The organism is Streptomyces sp. NPDC091287, from assembly GCF_044768525.1.
In the GTDB taxonomy this organism is placed as follows: domain Bacteria; phylum Actinomycetota; class Actinomycetes; order Streptomycetales; family Streptomycetaceae; genus Streptomyces.
On record NZ_JBIVUV010000008.1, the window covers coordinates 133708 to 156905 of the forward strand.

General features: G+C 71.6%; 21 protein-coding genes. 14 read left to right on the forward strand and 7 right to left on the reverse strand.

The features are described from left to right. The first annotated feature begins 37 nt into the window (after positions 1-37). Positions 38-499 carry a GNAT family N-acetyltransferase gene (locus ACIQRW_RS15570; protein WP_403759741.1) on the forward strand — a complete coding sequence of 154 codons (462 nt, stop codon included), beginning with the start codon at positions 38-40 and terminating at the stop codon, positions 497-499. 49 nt (positions 500-548) lie between these two features. Here ACIQRW_RS15570 and ACIQRW_RS15575 read toward each other — a convergent pair whose 3' ends face one another. Further along, on the reverse strand, positions 549-1040 hold the full coding sequence (locus ACIQRW_RS15575) for a GNAT family N-acetyltransferase (RefSeq protein WP_403759744.1): 492 nt from the start codon (positions 1038-1040) through the stop codon (positions 549-551). Between the two features lie 50 nt (positions 1041-1090). Here ACIQRW_RS15575 and ACIQRW_RS15580 point away from each other — a divergent pair, with 50 nt between their 5' ends. Further along, on the forward strand, positions 1091-1906 hold the full coding sequence (locus tag ACIQRW_RS15580) for an exodeoxyribonuclease III (protein ID WP_403759747.1): 816 nt from the start codon (positions 1091-1093) through the stop codon (positions 1904-1906). A gap of 113 nt (positions 1907-2019) precedes the next feature. On the opposite strand, the gene ACIQRW_RS15585 is transcribed toward ACIQRW_RS15580, so the two are convergent. After that, complete coding sequence (locus ACIQRW_RS15585) at positions 2020-2664, reverse strand: MerR family transcriptional regulator (RefSeq protein ID WP_050359026.1); 645 nt, start codon at positions 2662-2664, stop codon at positions 2020-2022. A gap of 168 nt (positions 2665-2832) precedes the next feature. On the opposite strand from ACIQRW_RS15585, the gene ACIQRW_RS15590 reads away from it, so the two are divergent. The 4 genes from ACIQRW_RS15590 (at position 2833) to ACIQRW_RS15605 (ending at position 6596) form a co-directional block, all read left to right on the forward strand. After that, on the forward strand, positions 2833-4461 hold the full coding sequence (locus ACIQRW_RS15590) for a flavin-containing monooxygenase (RefSeq protein ID WP_403759750.1): 1629 nt from the start codon (positions 2833-2835) through the stop codon (positions 4459-4461). Next, complete coding sequence (locus tag ACIQRW_RS15595) at positions 4458-5411, forward strand: alpha/beta fold hydrolase (protein ID WP_403759753.1); 954 nt, start codon at positions 4458-4460, stop codon at positions 5409-5411. Before ACIQRW_RS15590 ends, ACIQRW_RS15595 begins: the two co-directional genes overlap by 4 nt. Beyond that, positions 5408-6301 carry an SDR family oxidoreductase gene (locus ACIQRW_RS15600; RefSeq protein ID WP_403759756.1) on the forward strand — a complete coding sequence of 298 codons (894 nt, stop codon included), beginning with the start codon at positions 5408-5410 and terminating at the stop codon, positions 6299-6301. The genes ACIQRW_RS15595 and ACIQRW_RS15600 overlap by 4 nt, the downstream gene beginning before the upstream one ends. Positions 6302-6401: 100 nt before the next feature. Continuing rightward, a complete protein-coding gene (locus ACIQRW_RS15605) occupies positions 6402-6596 on the forward strand; it encodes a hypothetical protein (protein WP_403759759.1) in 195 nt (64 codons plus the stop codon). 580 nt (positions 6597-7176) lie between these two features. Here the strand turns inward: ACIQRW_RS15605 and ACIQRW_RS15610 are convergent. After that, positions 7177-10593: a S41 family peptidase gene (locus ACIQRW_RS15610; protein ID WP_403759762.1), complete on the reverse strand. Its 3417-nt coding sequence runs from the start codon at positions 10591-10593 to the stop codon at positions 7177-7179. Between the two features lie 182 nt (positions 10594-10775). On the opposite strand from ACIQRW_RS15610, the gene ACIQRW_RS15615 reads away from it, so the two are divergent. Further along, positions 10776-11348: a TetR/AcrR family transcriptional regulator gene (locus ACIQRW_RS15615; protein ID WP_215106662.1), complete on the forward strand. Its 573-nt coding sequence runs from the start codon at positions 10776-10778 to the stop codon at positions 11346-11348. A gap of 120 nt (positions 11349-11468) precedes the next feature. Beyond that, complete coding sequence (locus tag ACIQRW_RS15620; protein ID WP_403759765.1) at positions 11469-13700, forward strand: MMPL family transporter; 2232 nt, start codon at positions 11469-11471, stop codon at positions 13698-13700. A 195-nt stretch (positions 13701-13895) separates the two neighbouring features. Here the strand turns inward: ACIQRW_RS15620 and ACIQRW_RS15625 are convergent, their stop codons facing one another. From ACIQRW_RS15625 to ACIQRW_RS15635, 3 genes are all read right to left on the reverse strand, one after another. Continuing rightward, positions 13896-14687: an ABC transporter permease gene (locus ACIQRW_RS15625; protein WP_403759768.1), complete on the reverse strand. Its 792-nt coding sequence runs from the start codon at positions 14685-14687 to the stop codon at positions 13896-13898. Next, positions 14684-15655 carry an ATP-binding cassette domain-containing protein gene (locus ACIQRW_RS15630; protein WP_403759771.1) on the reverse strand — a complete coding sequence of 324 codons (972 nt, stop codon included), beginning with the start codon at positions 15653-15655 and terminating at the stop codon, positions 14684-14686. The genes ACIQRW_RS15625 and ACIQRW_RS15630 overlap by 4 nt, the downstream gene beginning before the upstream one ends. 105 nt (positions 15656-15760) lie before the next feature. After that, positions 15761-16426 carry a DUF4097 family beta strand repeat-containing protein gene (locus tag ACIQRW_RS15635; RefSeq protein ID WP_403759773.1) on the reverse strand — a complete coding sequence of 222 codons (666 nt, stop codon included), beginning with the start codon at positions 16424-16426 and terminating at the stop codon, positions 15761-15763. Positions 16427-16649: 223 nt separating this feature from the next. Between ACIQRW_RS15635 and ACIQRW_RS15640 the strand changes: the two genes are divergently transcribed. Then, a complete protein-coding gene (locus ACIQRW_RS15640; RefSeq protein ID WP_403759776.1) occupies positions 16650-17519 on the forward strand; it encodes a helix-turn-helix domain-containing protein in 870 nt (289 codons plus the stop codon). A 68-nt stretch (positions 17520-17587) separates the two neighbouring features. On the opposite strand, the gene ACIQRW_RS15645 is transcribed toward ACIQRW_RS15640, so the two are convergent. Then, positions 17588-18046: an SsgA family sporulation/cell division regulator gene (locus ACIQRW_RS15645; protein ID WP_403759779.1), complete on the reverse strand. Its 459-nt coding sequence runs from the start codon at positions 18044-18046 to the stop codon at positions 17588-17590. Between the two features lie 212 nt (positions 18047-18258). On the opposite strand from ACIQRW_RS15645, the gene ACIQRW_RS15650 reads away from it, so the two are divergent. The 5 genes from ACIQRW_RS15650 to ACIQRW_RS15670 all read left to right on the forward strand — a co-directional run bounded on the left by ACIQRW_RS15650 (position 18259) and on the right by ACIQRW_RS15670 (position 23166). After that, positions 18259-19368, forward strand: a complete 1110-nt coding sequence (locus ACIQRW_RS15650) for an energy-coupling factor ABC transporter permease (protein WP_403759781.1) — start codon at positions 18259-18261, stop codon at positions 19366-19368. Position 19369: 1 nt separating this feature from the next. Beyond that, the gene (cbiQ, locus tag ACIQRW_RS15655; protein ID WP_403759784.1) at positions 19370-20131 is read left to right on the forward strand and encodes a cobalt ECF transporter T component CbiQ; all 762 of its coding nucleotides are present in this window, start codon (positions 19370-19372) and stop codon (positions 20129-20131) included. Then, positions 20119-20898 (forward strand): energy-coupling factor ABC transporter ATP-binding protein, encoded by a 780-nt coding sequence (locus tag ACIQRW_RS15660; protein WP_403759787.1) that lies wholly within the window; start codon positions 20119-20121, stop codon positions 20896-20898. The genes cbiQ and ACIQRW_RS15660 overlap by 13 nt, the downstream gene beginning before the upstream one ends. A 301-nt stretch (positions 20899-21199) precedes the next feature. Continuing rightward, complete coding sequence (locus ACIQRW_RS15665; protein ID WP_403760297.1) at positions 21200-22366, forward strand: serine hydrolase domain-containing protein; 1167 nt, start codon at positions 21200-21202, stop codon at positions 22364-22366. Further along, a complete protein-coding gene (locus ACIQRW_RS15670) occupies positions 22363-23166 on the forward strand; it encodes an SDR family NAD(P)-dependent oxidoreductase (protein WP_403759789.1) in 804 nt (267 codons plus the stop codon). The genes ACIQRW_RS15665 and ACIQRW_RS15670 overlap by 4 nt, the downstream gene beginning before the upstream one ends. The last annotated feature ends 32 nt before the right edge of the window (positions 23167-23198 follow it).

Consider the following 23198-nt stretch of genomic DNA (forward strand, 5'->3'; position numbering starts at 1 on the left):
GGCCGATTGTCAGTGGCGGGTGCCAGACTCGGTCGGCATGGAGAACAGCGTGCGGCTCAGGGATGTGGAACCAGCGGACCTGGAGGTCTTTCTCGCGTACGAGCACGACCCGGAGGCGGTCCGGAGGTCGCGCTTCACCCCCCGGGAGCGGGAGGCGTTCATGGCGCACTGGACGTCGAAGGTGCTGGGGGACCCGGCCAACCTCGTGCAGACGGTCGTCGTGGACGGCGGGACGGCGGGGAACATCGTGGCCTGGTGGGACGGCGAGCGGCGCTACATCGGCTATTGGTTCGGCCGTCAGTACTGGGGACGGGGCATCGGCACCAGGGCGTTGACCGCGTTCCTGGAGCGGGAGACGGCACGCCCGTTGTACGCGGACCCCGTCTCCGGGAACACCGGCTCGATACGCCTGCTGGAGAAGTGCGGGTTCACGGCGACCGGCACGGAGCGGCACGGGGAGGACGAGTACGTGGTCCTGGCGCTCGGCGGGGGCGCCTGAGCGACCGCCCCGCCGGACGGGCCGGCTCCCCGGCGCCCGGGGAGCCGGATCAGGCTCCGGGCTGCTGGAGCGGCTTGGCCATGCAGATGCTGCTCTCGTACTCCCGGTAGTGGCCGAACTTCTCGCACACCGTGTAGCCGCTCGACGCGTACAGCGCGATGGCCTCGGGCTGCTGGTCGCCGGTCTCCAGGACCATCCGCATCCGGCCGGCGGCGCGCGCGTCCTCCTCCAGGGCGGCCAGCATCCGCCGGGCCAGGCCCCTGCCGCGCCCTTCGGGTATCACGAACATCCGCTTGATCTCGGCGTCGCCGTCCCAGTAGCCCTCGGCGTTGCGGTCCTGGGTCCGCCAGCCGCCGGTCGCCACCGGGCGGTCCAGCTCGTCGTAGGCGAGCAGGTACAGGCCGCGCGGTGGAAGGAACATCGAGGGGTCGAGCGGTGTGAGATCGCCCCCATCGCCGTAGCGCTCCTCGTATTCGAGCTGGACCTGGTCGTTGAGTTTGACGGCGTCGGGGTGGTCAAAAAGCCGGGTCTGAATAATCATGCTGAATATCGTACATCTATGCGTAGGGGTGGAGTGGGTACTGTTCCGGGATGCTCACAGTGACCTCCGTGAATGTTAATGGGCTCCGCGCCGCCGCCAAGAAGGGCTTCGTCGAGTGGCTGGCGGGGACCGACGCCGATGTGGTCTGCCTCCAGGAAGTGCGGGCCGAGCTCGCCCAGCTGCCCGAAGGTGTCGGCACCCCCGAAGGGTGGCACACCGTCCACGCGCCCGCCGCCGCCAAGGGCCGCGCCGGCGTCTCGCTCTACTCGCGGCAGGCCCCCGAGCGGGTCCAGACCGGCTTCGGCGGCTTCGGGGTCCCGGGGGCGGAGGAGTTCGACGCGAGCGGCCGGTATGTGGAGATCGACCTCCCGGGTGTCACCGTCGCGAGCCTGTATCTGCCCTCCGGCGAGGTCGGCACCGAGCGCCAGGACGAGAAGGAGCGCTTCATGGCCGCGTTCCTGCCCTACCTCCAGGGGCTGAAGGCGCGGGCCGCGGCGGACGGCCGCGAGGTCGTGGTCTGCGGCGACTGGAACATCGCCCACCAGGAGGCGGACCTGAAGAACTGGAAGGCCAACCGCAAGAGCTCCGGCTTTCTGCCCGAGGAGCGCGCCTGGCTGACCCGGGTCCTGGAGGAGGCGGCGTACGTGGACGTCGTGCGGACGCTGCACCCGGAGGTCGAGGGGCCGTACAGCTGGTGGTCGTACCGGGGACGGGCCTTCGACAACGACAGCGGCTGGCGCATCGACTACCAGATGGCGACCCCGGGGCTGGCCGGGCGCGCGGTGAAGGCCTGGGTGGAGCGGGCGGCCACGCACGGCGAGCGCTGGAGCGACCACGCGCCGGTGACGGTCGTCTACGAGCGGTAGTCCCGGCTCGCACCCCGGATGACCCGGCTTGCACCCCGGAGAACCCGGGCCGCGCCCGGAGGACCCGGCCCGCACCCCGGAGAATCCGGTCGGCGCCCCGGGGGAGGGGTGCGTCAGTCGGACTTCGGAGGCTGTGTGCCGTCCTCGCGGCGCAGTCTCCGGTCGAGGGCCATGGACAGCTCGGCGTCCACCACCGCGCGGGCCAGCGGCCGGAGTTGGGCCGGTTCGGTCTCCTTGGTGTGGGCATGCAGTACGCGTACGAAGATCTCGGCGAGCGCGTCCGCGTGCTCGCGGACGCGGCGGCCCGAGGAGAGCACCGTGGACAGCGGCACCCCTTCCCGTACGAGCTCGGCCGACACCTCCAGGAGGCGGCGGCTGATGTGCACGATCTCGTCCCCGTCCGTGGCCAGATAGCCCAAATCCAGTGCGGTGGCGAGGTTCTCGGGCGTGACCTCGCCCTCGAAGTAGTCCGCGAGCTGCTCCGGGGTGAGGCGGACCGGGGTCTCCTCGGTCGGTTCGCCCAGGCCCAGCACCTCGGCGACATCGCGGCCGCTCTCGAAGGTGGCCGCCAGGTCGGCGATGCCGTTGAGGGTGTGGCCGCGCTCCAGCAGGCCGGCGATGGTCCGCAGCCGGGCCAGGTGGTGGTCGTCGTACCAGGCGATGCGGCCCTCGCGGCGAGGTGGCGGGATCAGCCCGCGCTCCCGGTAGAAGCGCAGGGTCCGCACGGTGATGCCGGCCTCCTTGGCCAGCTCCTCCATGCGGTATTCGCGGTGTTCGCGTCCTTCGGCCACAGGGGCACCCTATGTTGTACCGCCGGTAACTTTCCTCGGTCCGCCCCCTACCCATCAGTACGGTCCTGCTCTACTCTCCGAACAATGCCAGTGATTGCTGGCAGAGTCGTGTGACGTACCGCGGGAGGCGGCAGCATGGCCCAGCAGGAGCACGTACGTGTGGCGGTGATCGGAACCGGATTCGGGGGCCTGGGGGCCGCCGTACGGCTGCGCCGCGAAGGCATCACCGATTTCGTCGTCCTGGAGCGGGCCGACTCGGTGGGCGGCACCTGGCGCGACAACAGCTATCCCGGCTGCGCCTGCGACGTACCGTCCCACCTCTATTCCTTCTCGTTCGCCCCCAACCCCGACTGGCCGCGCACCTTCTCCGGGCAGGAGCACATCCGGGCCTATCTGGAGCGCGTCGCCGACACCTTCGGGCTCCGCCCCCACATCAGGCTGAACCACGAGGTGAAGCTGATGACCTGGGACAAGGAGAATCTGTACTGGGTGATCGAGTCCGCCGACGGGGCCGTGCTCCACGCGGATGTCGTCGTCTCCGCCACCGGGCCGCTCTCCGACCCCAAGACGCCCGACATACCCGGGCTCGACTCCTTCACCGGCAAGGTCTTCCACTCCGCGCGCTGGGACCACGACTACGACCTGGCCGGCAAGCGCGTCGCGATGGTCGGTACGGGCGCGTCCGCGATCCAGATCGTCCCGGCGATACAGCCGAGGACCGCGAAGCTCACGCTCTTCCAGCGCACCCCGCCCTGGGTCATGCCGCGCATGGACCGCACGATAAGCAAGGCCGAGCGGGCACTGCACCGGGCCGTTCCGGTCACCGGCACGGCGCGCCGCGGACTGCTGTGGGGCATAAGGGAGTTGCAGGTCAGTGCCTTCACCAAGCACCCCGATCAGCTGGGCCTGGTGGAGAAGATAGCCAAGTCCAACATGGCGCGGGCCATCAAGGACCCGGCCCTGCGGGCGAAGCTGACCCCGGACTACCGCATCGGCTGCAAGCGGATCCTGCTCTCCAGCACCTACTACCCGGCCCTCGCCCAGCCCAATGTGGACGTCGTCGCCTCCGGGCTCAGCGAGATACGCGGCAACACGGTGGTCGCCGCCGACGGGAGCGAGGCGGAGGTCGACGCGATCATCTTCGGCACCGGCTTCCATGTGACCGACATGCCGATCGCGGAGCGGGTCGTCGGCGAGGACGGCATCACGCTCGCCGAGTCCTGGAAGGACGGGATGAACTCGCTGCGCGGCGCGACCGCCGCCGGGTTCCCCAACTGGATGACGATCATCGGCCCCAACACCGGGCTCGGCAACTCCTCCATGATCCTGATGATCGAGTCCCAGCTGAACTACATGGCCGACTACCTGCGGCAGTTGAACGTGCTGGGCGGACGCGCCGCGCTCGGCGCCCGTTCCGCCGCCGTCACCGCGTGGAACGACCGGGTCCAGCAGCGGATGAAGCGCACCGTGTGGAACACCGGCGGCTGCACCAGCTGGTACCTGGACGAGGCGGGCCGCAACACCACCGTCTGGCCCGGCACCACGGGTGAGTTCCGGCGGCAGACGCGTTCGGTGGACCTCGCGGAGTACGACGTCGTCCGGGCCGGTGCGGCGGGCGGGACGGGCCGGGCCGCCGGGAGCGGACGCGTACCGGAGCAGCCCGGGCGCGCCGATCGGGAGACCGTGACCGTCGCCTCCGACACGGCTTCCGACACGGCTTCCGGCTCCGGCGCCGGTTCCGTCGCCGAGGAGGCCACGCGATGAGCCGCCTCCTGCACCGCGACACCGTACCGCCGGTGCCCGCGGCCGAGATGACCGCGCGCTCCGCCGACGGCTCCCGGATCCACGTCGAACTGCACGGCCCCGAGGACGCCCCGGCGGTCGTCCTGGCTCACGGCTGGACCTGCAACACCCGCTTCTGGGACGCCCAGATACGCGACCTGGCCGCTGACCACCGGGTCATCGCCTACGACCAGCGTGGCCACGGGCTCACCCCCGCACCGGGGCCCGGCGGCTACAGCACGAACGCGCTGGCCGACGACCTCGAAGCGGTTCTCGCCGCGACGCTCGCCCCGGGCCGCAAGGCGGTGCTCGCCGGGCACTCCATGGGCGGGATGACGGTGATGGCCGCCGCCGCGCGCCCCGGACTCCGTGAGCACGCCGCCGCCGTGCTGCTCTGTTCCACCGGCAGTACGGGGCTGGCCGCCGAGGCCCGCGTCCTGCCGCTGCGCGCGGGTGCGCTGCGGACCCGGCTCACCACCGCCGTACTGGGCGCGAAAGCGCCGCTCGGGCCGGTCAACCCGGTCTCCAGGAAGGTCCTCAAGTACGCCACGATGGGAGCCGGTTCGGCTCCGGACCGGGTCGACGCCTGCGCCCGCATCGTGCACGCCTGCCCGCGCCGCGCGAGAGTGGAGTGGGGCCATGTGCTCGGCGAGCTGGACCTCGCGGCGGGCGTGCGCGAGCTGCGGGTGCCGACCGCGGTGATCGCCGGCACGGACGACCGGCTGACCCCGCCGGTCCACGCGCGGGCCATCGCGGCCGCGCTGCCGGTCGGGCTCGGGCTGACCGAGCTGGCGGGCATGGGGCACATGACGCCGGTGGAGGCCCCGGAGGCCGTCACGGCGAAGATCAGGGAGCTGGTCACCCGGTACGTCGCCACGGGGACGGCCGCCGAGCGGAAAGCCGCCACTGCGGAGAAGGAGGATGTCGCATGAGCGGCAAGCGGAATCTGGAGGGTCAGGTCGTCGTCGTCACCGGCGCGGCCCGGGGCGTGGGCGAGTTGCTGGCCCGCAAGCTGTCGGCGCGCGGGGCGACGCTGGCGCTCGTCGGCCTGGAGCGGGACGAGCTGAAGAAGGTCTCCGAGCGGCTGCACGGCGAGAGCGACCACTGGTTCGCCGATGTCACCGACCACGAGGCGATGGCCCAGGTGGCGCGCGAGGTGAAGGAGCGCTTCGGCAAGGTCGACGTCGTCGTCGCCAACGCGGGCGTCGCCTCGGGCGGCCCGTTCGCCGACTCCGACCCGGACGCCTGGCGGCGGGTCATCGAGGTGAACCTCATCGGCGGCGCGGTCACCGGGCGGGCCTTCCTGCCGGTGCTGATGGAGAGCCGCGGCTACTTTCTCCAGATAGCGTCGCTGGCCGCGATCACCCCGGCCCCGATGATGACCGCGTACTGCGCGTCCAAGTCGGGCGTCGAGGCCTTCGCGCACAGCCTGCGTGCCGAGGTCGGCTACAAGGGCGTCAAGGTCGGCGTCGGCTACCTCTCCTGGACCGACACCGACATGGTGCGCGGGGCGGACCAGGACGACGTGATGCGCGAGCTGCGCCAGCGGCTGCCGTGGCCGATGAACCGCACGTACCCGCTCGGCCCTGCCGTCGACCGGATCGTGGACGGGATCGCGCGGCGCTCCCCGCATGTGTACGCCCAGTGGTGGCTGCGCGGGATGCAGTCGGTCCGCGGTTATCTGCCGTCGGTCATCGCGATCGGCGGGCAGCGCGAGATGCGGCGGTTCGAGCCGCGGCTGCACACCGTGTCGAAGGGGCTCGTGGGGGCCGGGGGAGCGGCGGACCAGGACGCGCGTGCGGAGCGTGCTGACCGTACGTAGCGGTACGAAATGCGTGGGATGTCGGGTCGTGCAACGCTGGGCGAGGCCCCGCAGGGGGCCGTCCCCCACGTACGCCACGCATCCCACAGGAGTGAACAGCATGGGCATTTCGGACCAGTTCAAGGACAAGGCGCAGGAGCTCGCCGACCAGGCCAAGCAGAAGGCCGGTCAGGGCAAGGACGAGGCCCAGGACCGGGCCTCCCAGGGCCGTGACCAGGAGCCGGACTCCTCCTCGGGCATGAAGGACCGTGCCCGGGACGCGAAGGACCAGGCGCGCGAGCGTTTTGACCGTTGACGGTCATTGAGGTGTGACGCGTGCGTGCTGCGGTTCGCGCGTGCGTGCGCGTCGCTCCAGGAGGCGCATCCGGGTGACCGGGTGCGCCTCCTTCTTGTGCGGTCGCCGCTCCCGGGCGCGGGTTTGAAAGATGTCCTCAATCGCCGGACGGGCTGGGAAAGATGCCCTCAATCGCCGGGCGGGCTGGGGTGGCCGGACGGGCTGGGAAAGATGCCCTCAATCGCCGGGCGGGCTGGGGGTGGCCGGACGGGCTGGGAAAGGTGCCCTCAATCGCCGGGCGGGCTGGGGTGGCCGGAGGGGCTGGAAAGGATGCCCTCAATCGCCGGGCGGGCTGGGGTGGCCGGGCGGCCTGGGAAAGGTGCCCTCAAGCGCCGGGCGGGCTGGGGTGGCGGACGGGCTGGAAGGGATGCCCTCAATCGCCGGGCAGGCTGGAGTGGCCGGGCAGGCTGGGGTGGTTGGGTGGGCTTGAGGTGGTGGGGTGGTCGGTCTCCCCGTGAGGGAGGGGCGTGGGCGGTCACTTCAAGCCCCTCCGGCGATTGAGGAGCGGGGTCCGGGGCGGAGCCCCGGGGTGGGCCGGGGGTTACTGTCGTGGCGGCAGCGGTGGTCGCCGCAGGTTCGGGGCCGTTTCGTACGAGGGCGGGGTCGCCGCCGGGTGCGCGGCCAGTAGTTCCAGGGCCAGGCGGACCGCGTCGTCGAGGACGGCGTACCGGCCCTCCGCCCAGTCCAGCGGAGTGCGCAGGGCCTCCACGTCCGGTTCCACGCCGTGGTTCTCCACCGACCAGCCGTACGTGTCGAACCAGGCCGCGTTCATCGGGACCGTGATCACCGTGCCGTCGCCCAGCCGGTGGCGGCCGGTCATCCCGACCACGCCACCCCAGGTGCGCTGGCCCACCACCGGGCCCAGTTTCAGCAGCCGGAACGCGGCGGTGATCATGTCGCCGTCGGAGGAGGTCGCCTCGTCGGCCAGGGCGACCACCGGACCGCGCGGCGCGTTGGAGGCGTAGCTCACCGCCCGGGCGTTGCGGGTCAGGTCCCAGCCGAGGATCTTGCGGGTGAGCTTCTCCACGACCAGCTCGCTGATGTGGCCGCCCGCGTTGCCCCGTACGTCCACGATCAGGGCGGGGCGGGAGACTTCCAGACGCAGGTCGCGGTTGAACTGGGCCCAGCCCGAGCCGCCCATGTCCGGGATGTGCAGGTAACCGCACTTGCCGCCGCTCAACTCCCGTACGACGTCACGGCGTTTGGCCACCCAGTCCTGGTAGCGCAGCGGGCGTTCGTCGACCAGGGGCATGATCGCCACCCGGCGGGACGGGCCGCCGCCCGCCGGGGAGAAGGTCAGCTCCACCGTCGTGCCGCCCGCCGCCGTCAGCAGGGGGTACGGGCCGGCGACCGGGTCCACCGGGCGGCCGTCGACATGGGTGAGGACCGCGCCCTCCCTGATCCCCGTACCCGCCAGCGGCGAACGGGCCTTGGAGTCCGAGGAGTCGCCGGGCAGGATGCGCTGGACGGTCCAGGCGCCGTCCCGGCAGACCAGGTTGGCGCCGAGGAGGCCGATCGCGCGCTGGTAGTGCGGCGGGCCCTCGTTGCGGCGGGCGGGGGAGACGTACGCGTGCGAGGTGCCCAGCTCGCCCAGCACCTCGCGCAGCAGGTCCGCGAACTCGTCGGGCGACGCTACCCGTTCGACCAGGGGGCGGTACTGGTCCAGCACCCCGTCCCAGTCGATGCCGCACATGTCCGGCTCCCAGAAGTAGGAGCGGATGATCCTCCCCGCCTCGCCGTACGCCTGCCGCCACTCCGCCCCCGGGTCGACCTCGTGCAGGATGCGGCGCAGGTCCAGATAGACCGTGGAGTCGGTGTCGCCGGGCTCGGTGGCCGGTACGGCGCGGAGTTCGCCGTCGTCCATCACGACCAGGCGGGACGCGTCGCCGCTGACCGCGAACCAGTCGAGGTGGTCGACCAGTTCGGTCCTGCGGGCCTTCGTGATGGTGAAGTGCTCCAGGGTCGGCCGCCCCGACATGTCGGCCGGGTTGGCGAACGTCTCGCCCAGCGCCCCCGAGATCGGCCAGCGCAGCCAGACCAGCCCGCCGCCGCTCACCGGGGCCAGCGCCGAGTACTTGGAGGCGGAGACCGGGAACGGCGTCACCCGGCTCTCCAGCCCCTCGAACTCGACCATGACCGTGGACCCCTCCGACGTACCGCCTTCCGGCACGTCCACCGGGTCCAGGCCGCCCGCCGCCGGACGGCCGTCGGGTGAGAGGGCGAAGGGGGACGGGGTCGCCGAGGAGAGCGGGACCAGGTACGGGCGGCAGCCGAGCGGGAAGGACAGGTCGCCGGTGTGGACGTCGTACACCGGGTCGAAGCCACGCCAGGAGAGGAAGGCGAGGTAGCGGCCGTCGTCCGTGAAGACCGGGTTCTCGTCCTCGAAGCGGCCGTTGGTGACGTCGACGATCACCGGGGCGCCGGGGCCGGAGATCCGGGCCAGCTTGATCTGCCGCAGCGAGCGGCCGATGCCCGGGTGCGACCAGGTCAGCCAGTCGCCGTCGGGGGAGAAGGCGAGGTCGCGCACGGGCCCGTTGACCGAGCGGATCAGCTCGGTGAGGCCGGGGTGCTCGTCGACCGGCGCGGCGCTGTCCGGGGTCGCCGCGCCGGTGGCGGCGTGGAGGTCGGCGCGGGTCGAGCCGCTGGGGGCTTTCTCCTCCTCCACGGTCTCCCGGGGCTCCGGCTGCGGTTCCAGAAGCTCCGCCTCCCCTTCCCCCGTGTCCAGGAGCAGCAGGCGGCCGTCGTTCGACGCGATGGCGAGGCGTTCCCCCTCCGGGTCGGAGATCATCTCCTGGACCCGGCCCAGCAGCCCGGAGGCCAGCCTGCGCGGGGGGCGGTCGCCGCTGGCGCGTGGCAGGTAGGCGATCTCGACGGCGTCGGGGCCGTCCGCGTCGGTGACGTACGCGACCTGACCGCCGCTGCCGAGCATCTCCGGCAGCCGCACCCGGACGCCGGGGGTGTCGGCGATGGTGCGGGCGGGGCCGTCGCGGTGGGTGAGCCAGTAGAGGCTGCCACGTACGGTGACGGCGCTGGCCCGGCCCGTCTCGTCGACGGAGAGCGAGTCGACGTTGCTGGCGGCGGGCACCTGGTGGACGCGCCGGCCGGTGCGCGGGCCGCCGAGGCGCACCTCCAGCTTGCGCGGGGTGGCGTCGGGCGACTCCAGGTCCTCGACCAGCCACAGCTCGCCCGCGCACTGGTAGATCACCCGGTGGCCGTCGCTGGAGGCGTTGCGGGCGTAGAAGGCGTCGTGGTCGGTGTGCCGGCGCAGGTCGGTGCCGTCCATCAGGCAGGAGTAGAGGTTGCCGACGCCCTCGTGGTCGGAGAGGAAAGCGATGCGGCGGCCGACGAACATCGGGTTGGCGAGGTGGCCGTCGATGTCCGGGAGCAGGCGTTCGCCATGCAGCCACAGGCGGCCCATGGCCCCGCCCCGGTAGCGCTTCCAGGCGGCCGGTTCGTGCGGGGGCGTGCCGGTGAGCAGCAGGGTGCGGCGCTCGCCGTCGATGTCGGCGACCGCGATGTCGGAGACCGGGCCCCAGGGGAGCCTGCCGCCGGGGCCGCCGTCGGTGGGGACGCTGTAGGCCCAGGAGAAGTACGAGAACGGCTGGTTGTGCGAGGACACGGCGAGGATCTGGCAGGCCTCGCCCGGATCGGGGCTCCAGCCGCAGACCCGGGCGTCGGTCGAGCCCCAGTGGGTGAGCCGGCGGGCCGGGCCGCCGTCCACCGGGGCGAGGTGGATCTCGGGGTCCAGGGTGCGCCAGGTCGTGTAGGCGATGGAGGAGCCGTCGGGCGAGAAGCGTGGATGGCTGACCCGGGTCCGGTCGACGGTCACCCGCCAGGCCCGTCCGGGGCGGTGCCCGGCGGCGGCGAGGGGGGCGACCCAGAGGTCGTCCTCGGCCGCGAAGCACAGCAAGTCCTGGTGAAGGTGCGGGAAACGGAGATACGCGACGTCGTCACTCACCCCCCAATGTTTTCGGTGCGCGGGGCCCGGGGCAACTTGTGGTGCAGAACACAAGCGAAACGATTTCGTTTCGCTGGGTCGTGCGGGTACGGTTCAGGTGTACGAAACAGTTTCGTTCGATGGTGAACGGGACTGCCGAGCCGGACACCGGCAGGCAGGGCGCACGCGAAGGAGGTCGGCACATGGCACGCACCAGGCTGACCCCCGAGCGTGAGGGCGAGCTGTACGAGGCCGTCCTCGACCTGCTCCGCGAGGTCGGTTACGACGCCCTGACCATGGACGCCGTCGCCGCCCGCACCCGGTCGAGCAAGGCCACCCTCTACCGCCAGTGGGGCTCCAAGCCCGAGCTGGTCGCGAAGGCGCTGCGGCACAACAAGCCGGGGAACCTCGCGGACATCGACACCGGCTCGCTGCGCGGGGACTTCCATACCGCGCTGAGCCGGACCGACGACTGCCAGATGGAGAAGGACGCCGCGCTGATGCGGGGTCTGAGCCATGCCGTCCATGAGTACCCCGAGCTGCTCCAGGCCCTGCGCGAGCTGCTGATCGAGCCGGAGATGACCGGCTTCGACCAGATGCTGCAACGGGCGATGGACCGGGGTGAACTGCGACCGGACAATCCGGCGCTGAAGTACATCCCGCACATGCTGGTCGGCGCGCTGGCCGCCCGGCAACTGATCGAGGACCGTCCTGTCGACCAGGAGTTCCTCATCGACTACGTGGATTCCGTGGTTCTCCCCGCCCTCGGTGTCTGACGTCCCCGTCCCACCCGTACGGCCCTCTCCCCGACGCTCCACCTGACACGCCGCTCTCGTCGTCGGGCTGGTTCCTCACGCCCAATTCCACTCATACGACCTGACCGGGAGTACGCCCCCGTGGCCACTTTCCTCTACAAGCTCGGACGGCTCACCTTCCGCCGCCGCCGCTTCGTCGCCCTGATCTGGGTGGCGTTGCTGGCGGTCGCCGGAATCGGTGCGGCCACCGCGCCCGCCGCAACCTCCAGCTCCTTCTCCATTCCTGGTACGGAGGCGCAGCGCGCCTTCGACCTTCTGGATCAGCGCAACCCCGGCACCAGCGCCGACGGTGCCACCGCCCGGGTCGTCTTCAAGGCGCCCGGCGGCGAGAAGGTGACCGATCCCGCCAACAAGAGCGAGATCACCGGCATCGTCAAGGAGCTGGAGTCCGGCTCGAAGCAGATCGCCTCGGTCGCCGACCCGTTCGAGCAGCAGGCCGTGAGCCAGAACGGTTCGACGGCGTACATCTCGGTCTCCTACAAGGTCAACTCCATGGAGCTGACCGACGCGACCCGGGAATCCCTGGAGGACGCGGGCAAGGACGCGCAGAAGAGCGGAATGAAGGTGGAGATCGGCGGTGACGCCCTCCAGGTCATGCCGCACACCGGGACCGCCGAGATCATCGGTGTCGTCATCGCCGCCATCGTCCTGGTCATCACCTTCGGCTCGCTGGTCGCCGCCGGACTTCCGCTGGTGACCGCGCTCGTCGGGGTCGGTATCGGGGTCTCCACGATCACCGCGCTGGCCAATGTGCTGGACCTGGGCTCCACCACCTCGATCCTCGCCATGATGATCGGGCTCGCCGTCGGCATCGACTACGCCCTGTTCATCGTCTCCCGCTACCGCGCCGAACTGGCGGAGGGCCGGGAGCACGAGGAAGCCGCCGGGCGGGCCGTGGGAACGGCGGGATCCGCGGTCGTCTTCGCGGGCCTGACCGTGGTGATCGCCCTGGTGGGCCTGGCCGTCGTCAACATCCCGATGCTGACGAAGATGGGCTTCGCCGCCGCCGGCACGGTGGCCATCGCCGTCCTCATCGCCCTCACCCTCGTCCCGGCCGCCCTCGGCTTCGCGGGCAAGCGGATCATGGGCCGCAAGGCGCGCAAGGCCGCCGAGGTGGAGAAGAGGCCCGAGGCCAAGCCGAACATGGGCACCCGTTGGGCGCGGTTCGTGCTGCGCAAGCCGGTCTGGGTGATGCTCGTCGGCGTGCTCGGCCTCGGCATCATCGCCGTACCCGCCGCCTCGCTGGAAATGGGTCTGCCCGACGACGGCGCCCAGCCGAAGTCGACCACGCAGCGTCAGGCGTACGACATGCTCTCGGACGGCTTCGGTCCCGGGTTCAACGGTCCGCTGCTGGTCGTCGTCGACACGAAGAACAGCTCGGACGGCAAGGCCGCCGCCTCGCGGGTCGCCGAGGAGATCGAGTCGATCGGCGTCAGCGCCGTCATTCCGCCCGCCTTCAACAAGGCCGGCGACACCGCGACGATCACGGTCATCCCCAAGGACCGGCCGTCCTCCCACGCCACGGAGGAGGTCGTCCACGACATCCGTGACGCGGGTCAGGACGTCAGGTCCGACACCGGCGCGGAGGTGCTGGTCACCGGCGCCACCGCGATGAACATCGACTTCTCGCAGAAGATGAACGACGCGCTGCTGCCCTACCTGGCGCTCGTCGTCGGCCTCGCGTTCCTGCTGCTGATGCTGGTCTTCCGCTCGATCCTCGTCCCGCTGAAGGCGGCCCTGGGCTTCCTGCTCTCGGTGGTCGCGGCCCTCGGCGCGGTCGTCGCGGTCTTCCAGTGGGGCTGGCTCGGCTCGCTCTTCGGTGTCGAGCAGACCGGTCCGATCATGAGCATGATGCCGATCTTCATGGTCGGTGTGGTCTTCGGCCTCGCGATGGACTACGAGGTCTTCCTCGTCACGCGGATGCGTGAGGCGTACGTCCACGGCGAGAGCCCGGGCCAGGCCATCGTGACCGGCTTCAAGCACGGCGCACGGGTGGTCACGGCCGCGGCGGTGATCATGATGGCGGTCTTCTCCGGCTTCATCGGCTCCAGCGAGCAGATGATCAAGATGATCGGCTTCTCGCTCGCCATCGCCGTCTTCTTCGACGCCTTCGTGGTGCGGATGGCGATCGTGCCCGCCGTCCTGGCCCTGCTCGGGAAGCGGGCCTGGTGGCTGCCGCGCTGGCTGGACCGGGCGCTGCCCAACGTGGACGTGGAGGGCGAGAAGCTGCAGAAGCAGCTGACCGACGATCCCGGCTCCGAGCAGGGGCCCGGGGACGGCGGCGAGGGTGAGCGCGAGCTCGCCCGCGTCTGACCCGTCCGTCCCGGCGGTGCCCTCCCAGCTCCGGGGCCGCGTCTGAGCGGAGCGTGGCCCCGGAAGCGCCGGTTACCTGTGGGGACGGGGACCGGGGCACAGCGAAAGCCCCCGTGTGAACTGCACGGGGGCTTTCCTCTTGCGACGTTCCTCTTGTCGAGGACGGGCGAGGCGCGGGCGGGGCGCCGCACGCGGTCAGCGCGCCGCCGGGTCGCGGAGGAACAGCGACTTGGACCACAGGTAGCCGAGCACCACGAGGCCGACGCTCCAGCCGGCGGCCAGCCAGCCGTTGTGGCCGATCTCGGTGCCGAGGAGCAGGCCGCGCAGGGTCTCGATGACGGGGGTGAAGGGCTGGTACTCGGCGATCGGCTGGAACCAGCCGGGCATGGTGTCGGCCGGGATGAAGGCGCTGGAGATGAGCGGGAGGAGGATCAGCGGCTGTGCGCTGTTGGCGGCGGCCTCCGCGTTCGGGCTGGCCATGCCCATCCCGACCGCGATCCAGGTGAGCGCCAGGGCGAAGAGCGTGACCAGTCCGAAGGCGGCCAGCCACTCCAGGGCGGTGGCGTCGACGGAGCGGAAGCCGATGGCCACGGCCACGGCTCCGACCAGGACCAGGCTGGCGAGGATCTGCAGCACGCTGCCGACGACGTGCCCGGTGATCACGGAGCTGCGGTGGATCGCCATGGTGCGGAAGCGGGCGATGATGCCCTCGGACATGTCGGTGGAGACGGACACCGCGGCCCCGATCACGGTGGAGCCGATGGTCATCATCAGGATGCCCGGAACGATGTAGGCGATGTAGTCGGAGCGGTCCCCGCCGCCGATGCCCGCGCTCATCACGTCGCCGAAGATATAGACGAAAAGCAGCAGGAGCATGACAGGCGTGAGGAGCAGGTTCAGGGTGAGGGACGGGTAGCGCCGGGCGTGCAGGAGGTTGCGGCGCAGCATGGTGTTGGTGTCGCGGACGGCGAGGGCGAGGGTGCTCATCGGAGGTTCTCCTTCGGCTGGTCGGCCTGTGCGGGCACGGTGGTGGAGGCGGTGAGGGCGAAGAACACGTCGTCGAGGTCGGGGGTGTGGACGGTGAGTTCGTCGGCTTCGATGCCGGCGGCGTCCAAGTGGTCGAGGATGGAGCGCAGTTCGCGCTGAGTGCCGTCGCTGGGGATGGAGAGCGACAGGGACTCGTCGTCGGGGGCGGCCTCGGTCAGCGCGGAGGCGGCGCTCCGGTAGGCGTCCGGGTCGGTGAAGCGGAGCTTGACGTGGCCGCCGGGGACGATGCGCTTGAGCTGCTCGGCACTGCCCTCGGCGGCGATCTTCCCGTTGTTCAGAACGGCGATGCGGTCGGCGAGTTCGTCGGCCTCTTCCAGGTACTGGGTGGTGAGGAAGACGGTGACGCCGTCGGCGACCAGGCCGCGGATGATGCCCCACATGGTGTGGCGGGATCGCGGGTCGAGGCCGGTGGTCGGTTCGTCGAGGAAGATGATCCGCGGGGAGCCGACCAGCGTCATCGCGATGTCCAGACGCCGCTTCATACCGCCGGAGTAGGTGGACGCGGGCTTCTTCGCGGCCTCCACCAGGTCGAAGCGCTCCAGGAGTTCGGCGGCGACGCGTCGTCCCTCGCGCTTGGGCAGGTGGTGCAGGTCCGCCATGAGCAGCATGTTCTCCTCGCCGGTGATCAGCCCGTCGACGGCGGAGAACTGGCCGGTGACCCCGATCGCGGCGCGGATCGGCTGGGCGTCGGTGGCGAGGTCGTGCCCGCCTACGCGGATCTCGCCGGAGCCGGCGCCGGGGGAGATGAGGGTGGAGAGAATCTTGACCGCGGTGGTCTTGCCGGCGCCGTTGGGGCCGAGCAGGGCGAAGACCGTGCCGGCGGGGACGGTCAGGTCGATGCCGTCCAGGACGGCCTTGTCGCCGTACGACTTCCGCAGCCCGTTCGCTGCGATGGCCGGATGGGTCATGGTCGTTGCTCCTCGAAGAGTGTGTTCGCGGGGTGCGTTCGGAGGCGTTCGGATGGTGTGTTCGGGGGTGTGTTCGCGGGGTGTGTTCGGGGTGCCGGCCGGCGGTCAGAGGCTGCGGGCGGTGATGTCGCCGTGGGTGGTGGTGGCGCGGATGTCGAGCTCGGCGGTGCCGTTGTTCTTGAGGGCGTTGCTGACGCGGCCGTGGTCCGTGCCGGCGTCCAGGGCGGCCGAGACGCCGGCGGCGGCCGTGACCGAGATGTCGCCGGACCGGGTGCGGAGCACGACCGCGCCGCGCGTTGCTTCGGCGATCCGGATGTCGCCCCGTGTGGTGCTGATCTCCGCGGGGCCGCCCAGCCGGCCGACCTCGACGTCGCCCTCGATCGCGCTGAGGCGGAGGCTCGCCGCCTCGTCGATCTTGATCCGGCGGTACGCGCCGTCGAAGGCGACATCGCCGAGGCGTCCGACGCCGCGGAGTTCGGCGGCGCCCGAGCGCGCCTCGACGTGGGACCCGGCGGGCAGTTGGACGGTCACCTCGACGGAACCCGAGTCGCCGAGGATCCGGTTCCCGGCCGCCGGGACCGCGATGCGCAGGACGCCGTCGCCGTAGGTGACCTCGATCCCGTCGGCGGCCTTCACGTCCCGGCTCCTGGAGGCGTCGGCGGGCCGGACCTCGACGGTGGCGTCGGCCCGGTCGGCGGCGATGAACTGGACGCGTCCGGCGGGGATGTCGAGGACGGCGGTGACCGGGGCGGTGGTGTCGAACTTCTGCATCGTGCTCTCCTTGCGCTCGTCGTTTCCGATGAGGGAAAAGCTACGTTGCATTTACGGATCGCTCAACGGGTTCGTTGCAAGCAATCCTTGTATTCGCAGGTCAAGGCAACTATTTCGTTGCACTGCTCTTCGCGCTTAACGCAACGTCAGCTAGCAATGCGTTGCAACGGGTTGGGGGTGAACGCTATAGTGGGGGCTCCCTGGACCACGAAGGAGAACCGCGATGCCGGGAGGCAGGCTCACTCAGCAGGAACGTCAGCAGATCGCGCTGGGGCTGGCCGACGGCCTCGCCTATGCGGAGATCGCCAGGCGCCTGGACCGTCCGACCTCGACCATCACACGTGAGGTGATGCGCAACGGCGGCCCTGCCGCCTATCGCGCCGATCTGGCTCACCGCGCCACCGAACACCGTGCGCACCGGCGGAAGCAGGCCGCCCCCCGGGAGCCGCAGGTGTCGGCGCAGCCCTACGGGCGCGACGCCGAGGCCGTGCGGGAGTACGAGGAGCAGTTCACCACCGTCATCATGGGTTCGGGCATGCCTTTGATGATGTCCCGGGTGCTGGCCTGCCTCACCCTCACCGACTCGGGCAGCCTCACCGCACCTGAACTCGCCCAGCGCCTCCAGGTCAGCCCGGCGTCCATCTCCAAGGCGATCGCGTTCCTCGACAGCCAGGGCATGGTCCGCCGGGAACGCGACGAGCGCCGGCGCGAGCGCTACATCGTCGACGACGACATCTGGTACCAGTCGATGATGGTCAGCGCCCGGGCCACCGCCCAGCTGGTCGACTCCGCGCGGGAGGGTGTGGGCGTCCTCGGCCCCGGCACTCCGGCCGCCATCCGCCTGGAGAACGTCGCCCGCTTCCTCGACTTCGTCTCCGAGGGCATAGCGCGCGCCGCCGAGCAGGCCCGCGACATTCTCCATACGGCACCGGCACCGGCACCGGCACCGGCACCGGCACCGGCACCGGCACCGGCACCGGCACCGGCACCGGCACCGGCACCGGCATCGGTCGTGGCGCCGGACGGGTCTTCGACTGCGGCGCCGGGCGCGACTTCGGGCGGCCCTGCCGGGCAGGGTTCAGGGCGCGGCTGAGCCGCCCTCCCGGTGCTTGCCGTCGCGCTCGTCCTGGCGCTCGTCCTGGCGGCCCTTCCGGTGGTGCTTCAGCCGCGGGCGGGCTGCGCGCCCCGCTCGGGCTGCGTGCCTTGTTCCGTCTGCGCGCCCCGCTCCGGGCGGGTGGTGCGGGACGGCGGCTGCGGCTGGGATTCCCGGCCGGCGTCCGGTGGGGTGGCGGGGGTCTGCGCGCGGGTGCGGGCGAGGAAGCGGATCAGCGTCCGGATCTCGAACTGGAACACCTCGACCCCGTCCGTCGAGTGCAGCTCCACGATCAGCTGCGTACGGCCGCACGGCCAGACGCGGACGTCGCCGCGCTCGATCGGGGTCCGCAGGCCGCGCTCCAGGAGGTCGCGGCCGAACGCCCAGTCGGTGCCGTCGGGCAGTCCTATGTGGACGGTACGCCGCTCGTCGGCCGGGTCGTAGCGCAGATTGACGGGGACCGGGCGGGTCAGGGGGCCATCGGTGATGAGCCGGGCACGCGCATGTACTTCGATCACAGGGGACATGGACCGGCTCCTCCTATATGTATAGCTCTGCCCTCTAATGTCCCATATTTCGCGGCAGCGGCGCGGCGAGATCCGCTCCACTTGCTGTGTTTCCGCTCTTGCGTACAGTTCGCAGGACGGCACTACTATTGATGGGTTCATGACCCCGCCCGCAGGACCTCGTCCGCACGGGCGTGGAGACCGTGCGGACCCCGCAGAAAGCGGAGCCTCCCATGCATGTACCCGATGGTTTCATCGATGCACCTGTCTCCGTGGCCGCCGGGGGGATCGCAGCCGGCGCGGTGGCCATCAGCCTGCGCGGCGCGCGCCGTGAGCTGGACGAGCGCACCGCCCCGCTCGCCGGGCTGGTCGCCGCCTTCATCTTCGCCGTGCAGATGCTGAACTTCCCCGTCGCGGCCGGCACCAGCGGGCACCTCATGGGCGGGGCGTTGGCCGCGATCCTGGTCGGTCCCTACACGGGGGTGCTCTGCGTATCGGTGGTCCTGCTGATGCAGGGCATCTTCTTCGCCGACGGCGGCCTCACCGCCCTCGGCGTCAACATCACCGTCATGGGCGTGGTCACCGTACTCGTCGCGTACGGTCTCTTCCGGCTGCTGACCGGGGTGCTCCCGCGCACCCGCAGATCGGCCACCGCCGCCGCGTTCGTCGCCGCCCTGGTCTCCGTACCGGCCGCGGCCGCCGCCTTCACGCTGCTCTACTGGATCGGTGGCACCACCGACATCCCGATCGGCAAGGTCTTCACGGCCATGGTCGGCGTGCACACCCTTATCGGCATCGGCGAGGCGGTCATCACCGCGCTGACCGTGGGCGCGGTCCTGGCCGTGCGCCCCGACCTCGTCCACGGTGTCAGCGGCCCGGCCGCCCCCCTCAAGCTCCGCATCGACGGCGAGTTGGTCGACGCCCCCGCAGCCACCCGCGATCCCGAACCGGCGGCCCCGGCCCGCTCCACCCGTGGGTTCTGGATCACCGGACTGGTCTCCGCGTTCCTGCTCGCCGGGGTCGTCTCCTTCTACGCGTCGGCCGACCCGGACGGCCTGGAGAAGGTCGCCGCCGACCAGGGCATCGACGAGAAGGCCGAGGAGCACGGCGCGGCCGACTCCCCGCTCGCCGACTACGGCGTCGGGGACATCGCGAACGCCCGCCTCTCCGGCGGTCTCGCCGGAGTGATCGGCGTCAGCGCCACCGTCGTCGTCGGTACCGGAGTGTTCTGGGCGGCCCGCCGCCGCCGCGAGGACGACCACGGCACCGCCCCCCACGGCCACGCCTCCGACCACGATTCCCACCGGGACCCCGGCCCCGACCGCGATCACGGACACGTCTGACATGGGCGCGGGCCACGCCCACAAGCTCTACCGGCACGCACACTCGCCGGTCCACGCCCTGCCCCCGCACTGCAAACTCGCCGCCGTCTTCTGCTTCGTCCTCGTGGTCGTCTCCACCCCGCGCGAGGCGATGTGGGCCTTCGGGCTGTACGCGGCGCTGCTGGCCGCGGCCGCCGCCGTGGCCCGCGTGCCTGCCGGCTTCCTGCTGAAGCGGCTCGTCGTCGAGGTGCCGTTCGTCGCGTTCGCCCTGCTCATGCCGTTCGTGGTGCCGGGCGAGCAGACGAGTGTGCTCGGCGTCTCCGTCAGCGTCCCCGGCCTCTGGGGCGCGTGGAACGTCCTGGCCAAGGCCACCCTCGGTGTCGCCGCCTCGGTGCTCCTGGCCTCCACCACCGAACTGCGCGCCGTGCTGCTCGGCCTCCAGCGCCTCAAGCTGCCGCCGCTGCTCGTGCAGATCGCCTCGTTCATGATCCGGTACGGGGACGTCGTCACCGACGAGATGCGGCGCATGTCGATCGCCCGCCGCTCCCGGGGCTTCGAGGCGCGCGGCGTACGGCAGTGGCGGGTGCTCGCGGCCTCGGCGGGCGCCCTGTTCATCCGCTCCTACGAACGCGGCGAACGCGTTCACCTCGCCATGGTCAGCCGTGGTTACACCGGCACCATGCCGGTCATCGACGAGGTGACCGCCACCCGCGCCCAGTGGGCGTACGCGGCGGCACTCCCCGTACTCGCCCTCGCCGTCTGTCTGCTGGGATGGAACCTGTGACCTCCTCCATGGATGACGCCCCGTCGCTGGAAGTCAGCGGCCTGGCCTACGCCTACCCCGACGGCCACCAGGCCCTCTTCGGGGTGGACCTGACCGTCGGGCGCGGCGAACGCGTCGCGCTCCTCGGCCCCAACGGAGCGGGCAAGACCACGCTCGTCCTGCACCTCAACGGCATCCTGGACGCCGGCTCGGGCACGGTGCGCGTCGCCGGACTCCCGGTCGCCAAGCGGAATCTGGCCGAGATCCGCCGCCGGGTCGGCATCGTCTTCCAGGACCCCGACGACCAGCTGTTCATGCCCACCGTCCGCGAGGACGTCGCGTTCGGCCCCGCATCGGCCGGACTGCGCGGCCCGGAGCTGGAGGAGCGGGTGGTGCGCGCGCTGAAGCAGGTCGGCATGGAGGAGTACGCCGCCCGGCCGCCGCACCACCTCTCGTTCGGGCAGCGCCGACGGGTCGCCGTGGCCACCGTCCTCGCGATGGAGCCGGAGATCCTCGTCCTGGACGAACCCTCCTCCAACCTGGACCCGGCCTCCCGCCGCGAACTGGCCGATATCCTGCGCTCCTTGGACGTCACCGTGCTGATGGTCACGCACGATCTGCCGTACGCCCTGGAGCTCTGCCCGCGCGCCGTCATCCTCAGCGAGGGCGTCATCGCCGCCGACGACCGTACGCGGGACCTCCTGTGCGACGAGAAGCTGATGCGCTCCCACCGGCTGGAGCTGCCGTTCGGCTTCGACCCGCGCTCCGTCAGCGTTCCGTCGGCGTAAACAGGTCGTGACAGCACGGTGGTCACGGCGACCCGCCCCCCGAACACCCTGCCGGAACGTGCACCATGGGGGGATGAGCGGGAGCGCGGGAGTGAGCACGACGGCGGGCGCGGAAGCGGAATTGGAATCGGGATCGGGATCGGGATCAGGCACGGGGGCGGAGCCGGGCACGGGAGCGGAGCCGGGCACGGGGGCTGAACCACGCACGGGATCGGGATCGGACAGGGGAACCGAACCACACACGGGAGCCGACGTGACCGTCGCCGAAGCCGTCACCGAAGTCGTGGCCCAAGCCTTCACGGTGGACGTACGGGGCACGGTCGCGCCCGGTTTCGAACCGGTCGCGGAGGCGTTCGTCCGTAACTTCGAGCAGCGCGGGGAGCGCGGCGCGGCCGTCGCCGTCTACCGCCACGGGCGCAAGGTCGTCGACCTGTGGGCCGGTACGCGCGACGTCGACGGCACCGAACCGTGGGCCGTCGACACCGTCCAGATCGTCCGCTCGGCGGGCAAGGGCATCGCCGCCGCCGTCCCCCTCCTCCTCCACCAGCGCGGGCAGGTCGACCTGGACGCCCCGGTCTCCACCTACTGGCCGGAGTTCAAGGCGAACGGCAAGGAACGCGTCCTCGTCCGCGACCTCCTCGCCCACCGAGCCGGGGTACCCGCCCTGGACACCGCCCTCACCCCCGCCGAGGCCGCCGACGGGGTCTCCGGGCCCGCCGCCGTCGCCGCCCAGCGCCCGCAGTGGGTGCCCGGCACCGACCACGGCTACCACGCCCAGACCTACAGTTGGCTGATCGGCGAACTGGTCCGCCGCGCCACCGGCCGCACCATCGGCCGCTGGATCGCCGAGGAGATCGCCCGCCCGCTCGGCCTCGACTTCTGGTTCGGGCTCCCGGCCGACGAGGCCCACCGCATCGGCCGCATCGGCCCGGTGGAGCCCCCGGCGGCGGCCACGGCGTCGGGCGCCCTGCGCGTACGCCCCAAACGCTCCGTCGTCGAGGCCTACCGGGACCCGGACTCCCTCACCCGCAGGGCGTTCGGCGCGATTGACCCGTTCCCCGACGAGAACGATCCCGCCTACCGCGCGGCCGAACTCCCCGCATCGGGCGGCATCGCGACGGCCCGGGGCCTGGCCCGCTGCTACGCCGCGATGATCGGCCCCGTCGACGGCCACCGCCGCCTGTTCGCCCCCGCCACGCTCACCCTGGCCCGTACGGAGGAGTCGGCGGGCCCGGACCGGGTGCTGGTCGTCAACACCCGCTTCGGCCTGGGCTACATGCTGCACGGCCCGGCGGCGCCGCTGCTGGGCCCCGGATCGTTCGGCCACCCGGGCCGGGGCGGCTCGCTGGGCTTCGCGGACCCCGAGTCCGGCATCGCGCTGGGCTATGTCACCAACGGACTCCAGAAGGGAGTCACCGCAGACCCCCGTGCCCAGGCCCTGGTCAGGGCAGTACGGTCGGCGCTATGACACCAGCACCCGCGCAGACCCCAGCCCGGTTCGCCGGATACAGCGTCCTGATCACCGCCGCAGGCCAGGGCATCGGCGCGGCAACGGCCCGCCGCCTGGCGGCGGAAGGGGCCTCCGTCCTCGTCACCGACCTCGACGCGAAGCGCGCCGCCCACACGGCGGCGGCGATACGCGAGGCGGGCGGCACCGCCGAGTCCCTCGTCTGCGACGTGGCCGACCGGGCGGCGGTCGAGGCGGCCGTCGCCCACGCCGTCGCCGCCTTCGGCCGGCTCGACGTCCTGGTCAACAACGCTTACGCGGCGGGCCTGGACACCCCGCTCTTCGAGGACGAGACGGACGAGGTCTGGGAACGCGACCTGGACATCACCCTCTCCGGCCCGTTCCGCTGCGCCCGCGCCGCGCTGCCGCACCTGGTCGCCTCGGGCCGGGGCGCGATCGTCACCATCGGCTCGGTCAACGGCGAACAGGACTTCGGCGGCCACGCGTACAGCGCCGCCAAGGCGGGCCTGACCAGCCTCACCCGTACGCTGGCGGGCCACGCCGGACCGCGCGGCGTACGCGTCAACCTGGTCGCCCCCGGCACGATCCGCACCGACGCCTGGGCGGGCCGCGACGCCGAACTGGACCGGGCCGCCGCCCTCTACCCGCTGGGCCGCGTCGGCACTCCCGAGGACATCGCGTCCGCCGTCGCCTTCCTCGCCTCCGACGACGCGGCCTGGATCACCGGGACGACGCTGCGCGTGGACGGCGGGATCCTCGCGGTGAACACGGGCTTCCGGCAGGCGATGACACAGCCGTAAGGGCGCAGCCGTAAATCCGTGGTCGGGCACCG

Coding starts and splice junctions, on each gene's coding strand:
- ACIQRW_RS15570 (WP_403759741.1), top strand. CDS start 38: ATGGAGAACAGCGTGCGGCTCAGGGATGTGGAACCAGCGGACCTGGAG.
- ACIQRW_RS15575 (WP_403759744.1), bottom strand. CDS start 1,040: ATGATTATTCAGACCCGGCTTTTTGACCACCCCGACGCCGTCAAACTC.
- ACIQRW_RS15580 (WP_403759747.1), top strand. CDS start 1,091: ATGCTCACAGTGACCTCCGTGAATGTTAATGGGCTCCGCGCCGCCGCC.
- ACIQRW_RS15585 (WP_050359026.1), bottom strand. CDS start 2,664: ATGGAGGAGCTGGCCAAGGAGGCCGGCATCACCGTGCGGACCCTGCGC.
- ACIQRW_RS15590 (WP_403759750.1), top strand. CDS start 2,833: ATGGCCCAGCAGGAGCACGTACGTGTGGCGGTGATCGGAACCGGATTC.
- ACIQRW_RS15595 (WP_403759753.1), top strand. CDS start 4,458: ATGAGCCGCCTCCTGCACCGCGACACCGTACCGCCGGTGCCCGCGGCC.
- ACIQRW_RS15600 (WP_403759756.1), top strand. CDS start 5,408: ATGAGCGGCAAGCGGAATCTGGAGGGTCAGGTCGTCGTCGTCACCGGC.
- ACIQRW_RS15605 (WP_403759759.1), top strand. CDS start 6,402: ATGGGCATTTCGGACCAGTTCAAGGACAAGGCGCAGGAGCTCGCCGAC.
- ACIQRW_RS15615 (WP_215106662.1), top strand. CDS start 10,776: ATGGCACGCACCAGGCTGACCCCCGAGCGTGAGGGCGAGCTGTACGAG.
- ACIQRW_RS15625 (WP_403759768.1), bottom strand. CDS start 14,687: ATGAGCACCCTCGCCCTCGCCGTCCGCGACACCAACACCATGCTGCGC.
- ACIQRW_RS15630 (WP_403759771.1), bottom strand. CDS start 15,655: ATGACCCATCCGGCCATCGCAGCGAACGGGCTGCGGAAGTCGTACGGC.
- ACIQRW_RS15635 (WP_403759773.1), bottom strand. CDS start 16,426: ATGCAGAAGTTCGACACCACCGCCCCGGTCACCGCCGTCCTCGACATC.
- ACIQRW_RS15640 (WP_403759776.1), top strand. CDS start 16,650: ATGCCGGGAGGCAGGCTCACTCAGCAGGAACGTCAGCAGATCGCGCTG.
- ACIQRW_RS15645 (WP_403759779.1), bottom strand. CDS start 18,046: ATGTCCCCTGTGATCGAAGTACATGCGCGTGCCCGGCTCATCACCGAT.
- ACIQRW_RS15650 (WP_403759781.1), top strand. CDS start 18,259: ATGCATGTACCCGATGGTTTCATCGATGCACCTGTCTCCGTGGCCGCC.
- cbiQ (WP_403759784.1), top strand. CDS start 19,370: ATGGGCGCGGGCCACGCCCACAAGCTCTACCGGCACGCACACTCGCCG.
- ACIQRW_RS15660 (WP_403759787.1), top strand. CDS start 20,119: ATGGAACCTGTGACCTCCTCCATGGATGACGCCCCGTCGCTGGAAGTC.
- ACIQRW_RS15670 (WP_403759789.1), top strand. CDS start 22,363: ATGACACCAGCACCCGCGCAGACCCCAGCCCGGTTCGCCGGATACAGC.